10 protein-coding genes and 2 pseudogenes are annotated in these 11,221 nt (G+C 31.4%); 7 read left to right on the top strand and 5 right to left on the bottom strand.

Annotation, left to right across the window (positions count from 1 at the left end; all coding sequences use genetic code 11):
* The 5 genes and pseudogenes from ABLV90_RS00370 to ABLV90_RS00350 form a co-directional block, all read right to left on the bottom strand.
* Positions 1–354, bottom strand: a pseudogene (locus tag ABLV90_RS00370) (hypothetical protein); the annotation flags it as partial.
* Positions 344–589 (bottom strand): hypothetical protein, encoded by a 246-nt coding sequence (locus ABLV90_RS00365; protein WP_460871922.1) that lies wholly within the window; start codon positions 587–589, stop codon positions 344–346. The pseudogene ABLV90_RS00370 and the gene ABLV90_RS00365, both read right to left, overlap by 11 nt.
* A 17-nt stretch (positions 590–606) precedes the next feature.
* Positions 607–954 (bottom strand): MerR family transcriptional regulator, encoded by a 348-nt coding sequence (locus ABLV90_RS00360; RefSeq protein ID WP_057511680.1) that lies wholly within the window; start codon positions 952–954, stop codon positions 607–609.
* A gap of 46 nt (positions 955–1,000) precedes the next feature.
* Positions 1,001–1,321: a hypothetical protein gene (locus ABLV90_RS00355; protein ID WP_002508641.1), complete on the bottom strand. Its 321-nt coding sequence runs from the start codon at positions 1,319–1,321 to the stop codon at positions 1,001–1,003.
* A 32-nt stretch (positions 1,322–1,353) separates the two neighbouring features.
* Positions 1,354–2,113 (bottom strand): annotated as a pseudogene (locus tag ABLV90_RS00350) (SDR family oxidoreductase).
* 286 nt (positions 2,114–2,399) lie between these two features.
* On the opposite strand from ABLV90_RS00350, the gene ABLV90_RS00345 reads away from it, so the two are divergent.
* The 7 genes from ABLV90_RS00345 to melB all read left to right on the top strand — a co-directional run bounded on the left by ABLV90_RS00345 (position 2,400) and on the right by melB (position 10,637).
* Positions 2,400–3,746, top strand: a complete 1,347-nt coding sequence (locus ABLV90_RS00345; RefSeq protein ID WP_460871924.1) for an Nramp family divalent metal transporter — start codon at positions 2,400–2,402, stop codon at positions 3,744–3,746.
* A gap of 267 nt (positions 3,747–4,013) precedes the next feature.
* Positions 4,014–4,313, top strand: coding sequence for a hypothetical protein (locus ABLV90_RS00340; protein WP_002508712.1), 300 nt, complete (start codon positions 4,014–4,016; stop codon positions 4,311–4,313).
* Positions 4,314–4,391: 78 nt separating this feature from the next.
* Positions 4,392–4,604, top strand: a complete 213-nt coding sequence (locus tag ABLV90_RS00335) for a hypothetical protein (protein ID WP_002508713.1) — start codon at positions 4,392–4,394, stop codon at positions 4,602–4,604.
* 351 nt (positions 4,605–4,955) lie between these two features.
* Positions 4,956–6,560 carry a BCCT family transporter gene (locus tag ABLV90_RS00330; RefSeq protein WP_460871921.1) on the top strand — a complete coding sequence of 535 codons (1,605 nt, stop codon included), beginning with the start codon at positions 4,956–4,958 and terminating at the stop codon, positions 6,558–6,560.
* A gap of 300 nt (positions 6,561–6,860) precedes the next feature.
* Positions 6,861–7,745, top strand: a complete 885-nt coding sequence (locus ABLV90_RS00325; protein ID WP_427707125.1) for a helix-turn-helix transcriptional regulator — start codon at positions 6,861–6,863, stop codon at positions 7,743–7,745.
* A 138-nt stretch (positions 7,746–7,883) separates the two neighbouring features.
* The gene (locus ABLV90_RS00320) at positions 7,884–9,182 is read left to right on the top strand and encodes an alpha-glucosidase/alpha-galactosidase (protein ID WP_460871923.1); all 1,299 of its coding nucleotides are present in this window, start codon (positions 7,884–7,886) and stop codon (positions 9,180–9,182) included.
* 87 nt (positions 9,183–9,269) lie between these two features.
* The gene (gene melB / locus ABLV90_RS00315; protein ID WP_460871920.1) at positions 9,270–10,637 is read left to right on the top strand and encodes a melibiose:sodium transporter MelB; all 1,368 of its coding nucleotides are present in this window, start codon (positions 9,270–9,272) and stop codon (positions 10,635–10,637) included.
* Positions 10,638–11,221: the final 584 nt, after the last annotated feature.

Here is an 11,221-nt window from a genome sequence, read left to right as displayed (position 1 = left end):
TTGATTTAACACTTCGCCTAATTCTGGGTTATCTAAGAAATCTACCATAGGCGCATGCCCTCCAGGTAGGTGCACGAATGATAAATTTTCAAAACTAAAATCATTGTTATTATCAGCATTGTTTTCCAATAATTCTTTTAAAGAATAAAATTTCTTTTCTTCTAAGTCATCCATTTTTCTAACAATCTGTTTTCTAAATTCTTTCGTCTCTTCATCTGTGTTACTCAAATTTTGCGATACAGGCAGTTTTCCAAGTAAATCGTATAAAGTGTTTAATTCCTTTTCTCTGCGGTCGACAAGTTTGGTATTCTTTTGACGATAATTAGTGGGATCTTTATAAAATTTATCTTTCACAGACGCAATGCCTAGCTTTTCTCCGAGCTTGCATACTTAAAGATTCCCCATTAATATCTAATGTCGGTTTTTCGCCATTTGGCGTAGCGAAAATAAATTCATAATCGTCTTTAAAAGTGTCCAATATTTTTCCCATTTCAACTAAAAAGAATCCTGTGTCTATTTTTTGTTTAGTGGGATTATTTAATGGTAGTTCATTTGCTGATGATATAATTATTAAAGCTTGTTTTTTCATAGTATACCTCGATTCTCTTATTCGTTTTCCAATAATTTGAATTTTTCTTCTAATACTTTAAGACCTTCATCTATAAGTCTTTTTTGTTCTATTAAATTTTTTTGATGTTCTAAAAATATGTCTTTTCGTTTCATTTTGGTAGAACTTCCTTGATGATACAATTCAGCAATTTCTTTTAACTTTGATACAGGCATATGTGTCTGACGCATACATTTTATAAATTCAATCCAATATAGGTCTTCTACTGAAAAATCTCTATAGCCATTCTTATTTCTGGTAACAAATGGAAAAAGCCCCGCTTTGTCATAGTATCGAATAGTATGTTCACTGATGCCTAAATTATCGGCTACTTGCTTTACTTGCATAATTTACCTCCTAAAAAAGGTGACTTTATAAAGTCACCTTTTTGGTCTATTTAATAAGTTGAACTAGTAAATCTTCATAGTCATTATGGATAATAGCTTCAAACCCAAATGTTGATACCATATCACTCTTTAATGACTCCACAGTGTTATAACCAATAAGTTCAGGATCATCTATTTTTAAACCAATTCGTTTAATGTCATTATGGAATAAATTATTTTGATGAGATAGCTCAATTATTTCTTCAGCTAAAGATTTAACGTAATTATTACTTGGCAAAGATACGTTCTTATCATCTATGACCTTTTCTTCCGTAATAATCTTAATATCTGTTTCATTTTCTTTAAATATTGCTAAAAAGTAATACATATCAAAATGACCTCCTTATTCTTTAAAGTTAACTAGCGTGTCGTATAACCGCCATTTGCAAATAATGTTTGTCCATTTATCCACCAACCATCTAAAGTTAAGAAAGTAATAATCGGCGCGATGTCTTCTATATTTGTAAGTTGATTATGAAGTGCTTGGGATTTATGGAATGCCACAGCATCTTCGCCTTCTTGAGGATAAAAGAAAGGTGTATCCATTGGTCCAGGAGCCACTGCATTAACTGAAATCCCTCTATCCATAAACTCTGATGATGCTTGCGCGTGTATAATGCTCGACGGGAGCTTTTCCTCCAGCGTAAGTTGAATAAAATCCTGTATAAGCGGCAAGCAATGCAGTGGCTAGAGTGATGATTTTGCCATTATCATTCATAGCCTTTTCAGCATATTTAATAAAGAAATAAGCTGACTTTGCATTGATGTCTGCCATACTATCAAACTCTTCTTCAGTCGTTTCTGAAATAGGTTTTTTAAGTACTTTTCCTACTGTATTTATTGCAATATCAACTTTTCCAAACGTCTCTTCAGCATGTTGAAATAAAGCTTGGACATTACTAACCTTAGTTAAATCACCAGAAAATAATGTACCTTCTCCACCTAACTCTTCAACTTTTGAAAGTGTAGCTTTAGCATCATCTAAAGACTTTTCATCATGATAATGGATTACTAATTTAGCCCCATCTTTAGCGTAAGTAGTACTTAATAAGCCGCCAAGGTTCTTAGCACCACCAGCAATAACTACAACTTTGTCTTCTAAACTATTAAATTTACCCATATTATATAACCTCCTTTGAATATATTTCAATCATAAACCTTAGACCGCGATATCAAGCAAGTGTTTATCTGATGTTTTTTGGTATTGGTTTAGTTGGAATGATAACGGGTTCAATAGCAACTTATTTTCTGAAAGGTAATAAGAAGTCTAATATAAAAGGTCGTTTAAAAATAATAGGCAAAGATTAATTAAAATCATCAGAAATTAAACAACTAAAAGTTTAAGTATAAGAAAAATAATTTTTAGGTTGACCTAATTTATGCTATAATATTCATTGATAAATTTAATGTTCAATGAGGAGATTTTTAAAGTGAAGAAAAGTTTAGAAGAAATAAATGGAAAAGTTTCTTTTGATAGCGAAGCAAATGGTATCAAGAAACTAATAATGTATCTAGGCCCTGGCCTTCTTGTTGCCGTAGGCTATATGGATCCAGGTAATTGGATTACTTCAATGGCAGGAGGAGCACAATTTGGATATACATTATTATTTATAATATTATTATCGAGCTTATCAGCCATGTTACTTCAAAGTATGTGCGCTCGTTTAGGTATTGCGAGTGGTATGGACTTAGCTCAAGTAACTAAACACATAAGTAATAAGCCGTTGTCGATAGCGACTTGGATTGTTACAGAGTTAGCAATTATGGCTACAGATATTGCAGAGGTCATTGGTAGTGCGATAGCATTAAATCTACTTTTTGATATACCTTTAGTAGTGGGAGTAACTATTACTGTATTAGATGTTTTACTTTTACTAGTAATTATTAAATTTGGCTTTAGAAAGATTGAAGCTATCGTAGGTGTATTAATTTTTACAGTTCTTTTTATCTTTGTATTTGAAGTTTACTTTGCTTCTCCAGAATGGAGTGCTGTTTTAGGTGGCTTTATTCCAAGTACAGAAATAGCTACTAACAATGGTGTGTTATACATAGCTTTAGGTATCATTGGTGCGACAATCATGCCTCATAATTTGTATTTGCATTCTTCAATTGTTCAATCACGTAACTACATACGTGAAAGTAAAGCTAAGAAAAAAGAGGCTATTAAATACGCTATTATTGATTCACATATACAACTTTCAATTGCGTTTATTATTAATTGTTTGATTTTAATATTAGGTGCCGCTCTATTCTTTGGTAATGGTGAAGACTTAGGACGATTTTATGATTTATATAATGCTTTACGAGAATCGGATTTTGCAGGAGCTATAGGTGGTGCTGTTATGAGTACATTATTTGCCATAGCTTTGCTAGCTTCAGGGCAAAATTCAACCATTACGGGCACATTATCAGGACAAATTGTCATGGAAGGGTTTTTAAATATAAGAATTCCTCAATGGGCAAGAAGATTAGTCACTAGACTAATCGCTGTGGTTCCTGTATTCATCTGTTTATGGTTATATGGTTCAAGTACTTCTAAAATTGAGGATCTATTAATTTTCACACAAGTGTTTTTAAGTATTGCATTACCCTTTAGTATTATTCCTTTAACGTTAGCAACCAATAACCCTAAAATAATGGGAAAAGAATTTACAAATAAAACATGGGTTAATATTATTGCTTGGATTTTAACAATCATATTAAGTATATTGAATATATATCTAATTATAGAAACATTTAATGAGTTTTTATAAAAATTCATTAAAATTAAAAAATTTGATGTTCGTCAGACTTTCATAAACAATCCTTATTAAGATGAAATTTGTTTTTGAAACGATTAAGAGGCACCTTGGTCAACCAATGGTGCCTCTTTGATATGAATTCTAATAATAACCATCTATGTAAGCGATACCAATAATGTCATTTATTAAACCCTCAGTAAATTGTTAGTGAGCAGAGTTATTGTTATTTTAAATATGTATTATTACACTGTGTATGATGGGCATATAGGGGGGATAGTAATGGTTAACTCTGATAAAAAAGAAATAGAAATAAGCAAAACAAATGAAACACGATCTAATGAAATATCGAAAATGATTGAAGAGGGTGGTTTGGGCGCTGACCAGTATTACACTATAGACAAGCAACAACCCAATCAAAAAATTTTAATAGAAAATATTGATCAATTCAAAGACGAAATAAGTCAAAAAGATAACGACGATTTAATTGATCTATTAATACTAAATGCTCAGGAAAACATCAACTCAAAAGGTAACCATGCTTTGATTATTATAAAAAAAGAACTGCTTAGCCGAATGTAATAAAAATGAAATTTAAAAAACTGAGACACCTAAAGATTTAGGTGTCTTTGCTATTCTAATAATAAGGAGAAAAAATTTATGAAAGTAAAAGACCAACAACCCTATATCTTAGATAATGAGCTAGGCTCAAGAGAAGAAGTTGAAATAGACGAGCAAAGAATTAAAGAATTAGAAGAATATGATGAGCAAGAAGATAAAAATCCTAATAATAAAATTATTATTTTTACAACTATACTGATATTTATTTTAACCATAATTTTATCTGTTATTATACAGACGAATAAAAAATAGATAAAGTCTTTAAAGTTAAAAACGTTCTTTATTGAGACGAAATTTGATTATGAAACGATTAAGAGACTCCTTTTTTCAATAAGGTGTCTCTTTTTACATGCCTTTTGATAACCATAGATTATCTGAATAATAAAATTATATAATTAGATCTTGGAGTGTAAAATACTTAACTATATTTTTTATATTTAAATCAAATATTTGCAATATTAACTTTTTATTGATTTTAAAATATTAATAAAACACCTAATTTTTCAGGCAAAAAAGGCCTTATGATAGCTATATCAAGTTGTATTATGTAATAAGCTTTGTTATTCTGTTTAAATGTTTGAAAATACATAGGGAGGTTTTAATTTGGAATCTAAAGAACAAAAATTTAGTGGAAATAAACTTTCTTCTGTTTTCACTTATAGTATTATTCTTATAGCGATTGTAGTTTTATTAGGAGCACTATTTCCTAATCAATTCAATACGATTGGTACAAATATCACGGGATGGATTACAAAGTATTTCGGTTGGTATTACATGGTAATTGTTGCCATGATGATATTTTTCTGTGTTTTCTTAATGTTTAGTCCTATTGGGAAATTGAAATTAGGAAAACCTGATGATAAACCTGAATTTAATACTGTGTCATGGTTTGCAATGTTATTTAGTGCGGGCATGGGAATTGGTTTAGTTTTCTGGGGAGTCGCTGAACCAATTAGTCATTTTGCTTCACCTCCAACAGGAGATCCTAAGACAGCACACGCTTTTACTGAAGCTTTAAGAGGTGCTTTCATGCAATGGGGATTCCATGCATGGGCGGTTTATGCTGTAGTTGCATTGGGTTTGGCATATTTTCAGTTTAGAAAAGGCGAACCAGCGCTTATCTCAAGAACTTTACGTCCAATATTTGGTAATAAAGTAGATGGATCATTAGGTACAGTTATCGATGTAATATCGGTTTTTGCTACTGTAGGCGGCGTAGCTGTTTCTTTAGGTTTAGGAGCAATGCAAATAGTCGGTGGATTAAATTATTTATTTGATATCCCAAATAATATTCTCACACAAGGTATTATTATTATTATTGTAACTATCCTATTTCTTGCTAGTGCTTGGTCAGGCTTAAGTAGAGGTATCCAATATTTAAGTAATGCTAATATGGGACTAGCGGGGCTCATTTTACTATTTGTCTTAATTGTAGGACCTACGCTTTTAATTTTAAACATGCTTACAAGTTCTACTGGCGAATACTTAAACACATTATTGTTTAATATGTTTGATACTGCACCGTTAAATCCACAAAAGAATGAATGGATGACGTCATGGACATTTTTCCAATTAGCATGGTGGATTAGTTGGAGTCCTTTTGTTGGTATATTTATTGCTCGCGTTTCAAAAGGACGCTCAATTAGAGAATTTGTTTCAGGCGTAATGCTTGTTCCAGTTTTAGTAAGTTTGGTATGGTTTGCGGCTTTTGGTGTATTAGGTATCGAAACTGCTAAAGATCATCCTCAAATCTTCAATATGCCACCAGAAACAGCTTTGTTTGGTGTATTTAATGAAATGCCTTTAGGAACTGTAATGTCTATTATTACACTTTTCCTAATTGCGACCTTCTTTATTACATCTGCAGACTCAGCTACATTTGTTTTAGGAATGCAAACAACGTATGGTTCTTTAAATCCATCCGCAGTGGTTAAAGTTATTTGGGGTATTGCACAAGCTTTAATAGCATTTGTTTTGCTTTTCTCTGGTGGGGACAATGGTTTGAATGCACTTCAGAACATGGCGATTATGACTGCGTTACCATTCTCAGTAATTATTATCTTTATGATGATAAGCTTTTACAAAGATGCTAATAAAGAGCGGAAACTATTAGGATTATCTCTTACGCCTAATAAACATAGAATGGAAGAATACGTTCAAAGTCAACGCGAAGAAGCAAGGAAAGCAGAAAAGGCAGAGAAAGATTAATTTGATATTTTATTTCTTTGTGTTAGAGTAGTGTTTCATTAATAATAACTTTCTAGTTCTATCCTAAATTGAATTAGAAAATAAAAAGCAAGTGAAATTCATATAAATTTCACTTGCTTTTTTAATGTTCGTAATTGATACAAAATTTGATTTTGAAACGATTAAGAGGCTCCTTATTGAAAAAGAAGTCTCTTTTAATATGTCTTTTGGTAATCATCGGTTATGTTAATCATTGGACCCTATTTATAATGTTTATTAACTTATTTATAGGAAAATATTTTAAAAAATGGAGGAATATTTATGGAAAAAACATTTGACTATAATTCTTATGGCTTTATGTTTAAAGGTGAGTATCAAAATAGTATTGTAGGACTAAATGCCATTGGCTATGAACTTCAACAGACCCACGATTATCAGTGGAACGGTCTAAATAGAGGAGAAAAAGATATTTTTATTTTCCAATATACATTGAAAGGACGTGGCGCTATTAGAGTTGAAAATCAAATCACTTATTTAGAATCTGGTGATGCTTTCTTTGTACACGTCCCAAGTCATCATAAATATTATTTACCTCAGGATTCAACTGAATGGGAGTTTCTATATTTTACTATATATGGTGATGTTGCTAATCAATTATTTCATCAAATTACAGATGCACATGGTCACATTTTCAAAATTGCTTTACATGCAGAACCTATTCAATACATATTAGAAACACTTGAAAAAATAGAAACACTTGGTATTAACCATGGGTATAGCGCTTCTGCTTATGCCTATACTTTTATCATGAAATGTTTGGAACACTTTGAACATGGTTATCAACAATCTAACAATTACCCACTTCCTATTGTTAAAGCAATTCAATTTATTGAAGGAAAATATAAAGAGGATATTACTTTGGATGATATCGTTGAGGTTTCTAATTTATCTAAATACCATTTCACTAGGCAATTTAGAAAATACGTTAAAGAAACGCCAATCAGTTATTTAACTAATATAAGAATTAATAATTCACTTCCTTTTCTATGTAAAAATACTAAAAGTGTTGAATGGATTGCTCAAGAAGTCGGTTTTCAATCTAGTAATTATTTTAGTAAAGTATTCAAAAAAATTATTGGTGTATCACCTAATAGATATAGAAAAGATACAACAATGATGCCAGTTAATAAAATATTTACTGACTAAAATAGCAATATATTACTCTTTTCAGAAATATTTACGATTGAATGTTTAGAGAATTATAACTAATCTAAATATAAGCTATAGCCAGTTTAATGGTTTTATAAATCTCTAAAAACTATCTATTTAGGAGGAGTATATATGATGAACAAAATCACATTTTTAGGTGTTGGCAGCACTGTTTTTGCTAAGAATGTTTTAGGTGATTGTATGACAGTAGATGCTTTACAAGATTTTGAATTTGCATTATTTGATATAGATGAAGAACGTTTGAAAGATTCTGAAATGATGTTAAACAATCTAAAAAAAGGTATGAATGCTACCGTTAAAGTACGTTCATATCGCAATCGTAAAGAAGCATTAAGAGGAGCAAAATATGTCATAAATGCTATACAAGTTGGAGGTTATGATCCAGCAACAATTACTGACTTCGAAATTCCGAAAAATTATGGCTTACGTCAAACGATTGCAGACACGCTCGGGATTGGTGGTATTTTCCGTAATTTGAGAACAATACCTGTGATGCAAGCTTTCGCAAAAGATATGAAAGAAGTTTGCCCAGATGCTTGGTTTTTAAATTATACAAATCCTATGGCTGTATTAACAAATATCATGTTAAAAGAAGGTATAAAAACCGTCGGCCTTTGTCATAGTGTTCAAGTTTGTGCGAGTGATCTGTTAGAGTCATTGGAACTTCCGACAGATCGTATACAATCAAAAATTGCTGGTATCAATCATATGGCATGGTTACTAGAAATTACTCGTGATGGAAAAGATTTATATCCAGAAATTAAAGCTCGTGCAAAAGAAAAGCAAAAAGCAACACACAATGATATGGTACGCTTTGAATTACTTAATAAATTTGGTTATTACGTCACAGAGTCATCAGAACATAATGCTGAGTATCATCCATATTTCATTAAAAGCCAGTACCCTGAATTAATTGAAAAGTATAATATTCCCCTAGATGAATATCCAAGACGTTGTGTAAATCAAATAGAAGAGTGGCAAGACATGCGTGATGATATTGTAAACGATCAGAATTTAACACATGAGCGTTCCCACGAATATGGTTCATATATCATCGAAGCTATGGAAACAAATAAACCGTATAAAATTGGTGGGAATGTTTTGAACACGGGAAGATTAATTAGTAATTTACCAGAAAATTCAGTGGTAGAAGTTCCTTGTTTGGTTGATGCTAGTGGTATTGCCCCAACTTACATTGGTGAACTACCAGAGCAACTTGTCGCGCTTAATCGTACAAATATTAACACCCAATTATTAACTATTGAAGCCGCATTGACTCAAAAGAAAGATAAAATTTATCAAGCGACAATGTTAGATCCACATACGGCTTCCGAATTATCTATAGAAGATATAATCTCATTATGTGATGATTTAATTGAAGCACATGGAGATTGGTTACCTACCTATGAATAAAGTATAAGTCAAAATAATTAACAAAAAAATTTATCACACTATTTTGTAAGCGCTTTAAATATTGTGGTAAATTAAGGGGGACTTTTTTTGAAAAGACAGGTAACCCGTAAAGCAAAATACTCTTTCGGTATTGGTGCGTTCGGTAAAGATTTAGTTGTTGGGCTAACAGGTACATTTTTAATGTTTTATTTCACGGACGTATTAGGCATTGCGCCTAGTTTTGTAGGTACATTATTTTTCGCTGCCCGTATATGGGATGCTGTAAATGATCCTGTGATGGGGATGATTGTAGATAAAACCAAAACTAAATGGGGAAAGTTCAGGCCTTGGTTAGTTATTGGAACATTATTAAACGCTATTATAACTATTATCATATTCACAAATTTTGGTTTAACCGGAACGAGCTTGTATGTATTTGTGTCAGTCTTATATATCTTATGGGGGATGACATATACAATGATGGATGTGCCTTATTGGTCATGGTTACCGAACTTAACAAATGATCCTATCGAACGAGAAGAAGTTTCTATTATCCCTAGAGTATTTGCAAGTTTCGCTAACCTACTTGTTGGAACCCTTGGATTAACTGCCGTCTTATATTTCGACAATATGTTTGGCAATGGGGATCAATCGGCTGGTTTCTTCATAATGACAGTTATTATTGCAGTCATATTTATAATTGCAATATCTATTACTGTAAGAAATGTATATGAAGCTCCTACTAACATAGAAACAGGTATTACATTACGTTTTAAAGATATTTGGAGAATTTTATTTACAAACAAAGAGTTACTGGCATACATCGGTGTTCTAGTTACATTTTTCTTGAGTATTCAAATTTTAGGTAATGTAGCTATATATTATTTTAGTTATGTTGCTGAATCTAAAGCTTTATTTGCTCTTTATAACGGAATGGGTTTCATGGAAATTATCGCATTATTACTATTCCCTAAAGTTTCAAAATGGCTAACGAGAGAACACGTTTTCCCAATCGCGACTATATCATTATCAGTAGGATTAATCATACTTTTATTTGCGAGCTATGTAGCTCCTACTGCCGCAATCCCTGTAATTATCGGGACTGCTTTTGTTAAAATAGGTACAGGATTTATCATGGGGGTTATAACTGTGTCTATAGCAGATGTTATAGATTATAGTGAAATGAAATTTGGCCAAAGAAACGAAAGTGTGATTACATCTACACAAACCTTTTTAATGAAAACAGCTATGGCAGTTGCCGCTTTATTGACAGGTTGGGGGTTAGAAATTTTTGGCTATCAACCTGGCCAGATACAAAGTGATTACACTAAGAATGGATTGCGTTTTGTGATGATTGCATTACCGATTATAAGCGTTATTGCAAGTTATATTATTTATAAATTCAGTTATAATCTAAAAGGTGCTTATATTAAAGATGTGGTAAATGTATTAAACCATAGAAAAAATGAAAAGTAGTTCATATAATTATTGAGAAAATACTATTTTAGAAATTTATTAAGTCAAAGTACTACAAAATAAAGTAGTAACTGACATAAAGCTATATAATACCTTTAATATAAATGGGATCATCTTGCGATGTTTCATAAAATAATTGTTATTAAAACGAAATTTGATTTTGAAACACTAAAGGCACTTCTTTTCAAAAGAAGTGCCTTTTAGTATATCTTTTGATAGCCATCAATTTTATATATCTAGTAACTCAAACTGTTTTATTTGTTTTTCTCATTTATTAGATAACGTTATTCTCATATAGCAAGTAAAGTCACAAACATATCAAATGCATTAAATTAAAATTGTGTTTTTGTGTATTTAGAGCCTACCCTAATCGAACCATTATCGATGCTAGCAAAACAGTATTTCTGTATGTATGATTAGAGTACTAAAAATGTTCGTTTTTGACACAAAACCTCTTAACTTAATATTAAGAGGTTTTTCTTGGATATTTAAGTCTATAAACTTGTGTTATAATCAATGTATCATAAATATCAAAAATCATGAGTTTTTAGACGATGAGAGACGCGTTTATTTGCATCGAGAAC

Origin of the sequence: Staphylococcus sp. 2S1 (assembly GCF_046721335.1) — a bacterium.
Lineage (GTDB): Bacteria > Bacillota > Bacilli > Staphylococcales > Staphylococcaceae > Staphylococcus > Staphylococcus equorum_A.
The sequence above is the reverse complement of the archived record's forward strand: the minus strand, read 5'-3'. Positions and strand labels throughout refer to the sequence as shown.

Excerpts from the sequence above, each read along its gene's own strand:
- ABLV90_RS00365 (WP_460871922.1), bottom strand. The coding sequence starts at position 589 with ATGAAAAAACAAGCTTTAATAATTATATCATCAGCAAATGAACTACCA.
- ABLV90_RS00360 (WP_057511680.1), bottom strand. The coding sequence starts at position 954 with ATGCAAGTAAAGCAAGTAGCCGATAATTTAGGCATCAGTGAACATACT.
- ABLV90_RS00345 (WP_460871924.1), top strand. The coding sequence starts at position 2,400 with ATGTTCAATGAGGAGATTTTTAAAGTGAAGAAAAGTTTAGAAGAAATA.
- ABLV90_RS00320 (WP_460871923.1), top strand. The coding sequence starts at position 7,884 with ATGAACAAAATCACATTTTTAGGTGTTGGCAGCACTGTTTTTGCTAAG.
- ABLV90_RS00340 (WP_002508712.1), top strand. The coding sequence starts at position 4,014 with ATGGTTAACTCTGATAAAAAAGAAATAGAAATAAGCAAAACAAATGAA.
- ABLV90_RS00325 (WP_427707125.1), top strand. The coding sequence starts at position 6,861 with ATGGAAAAAACATTTGACTATAATTCTTATGGCTTTATGTTTAAAGGT.
- ABLV90_RS00335 (WP_002508713.1), top strand. The coding sequence starts at position 4,392 with ATGAAAGTAAAAGACCAACAACCCTATATCTTAGATAATGAGCTAGGC.
- ABLV90_RS00355 (WP_002508641.1), bottom strand. The coding sequence starts at position 1,321 with ATGTATTACTTTTTAGCAATATTTAAAGAAAATGAAACAGATATTAAG.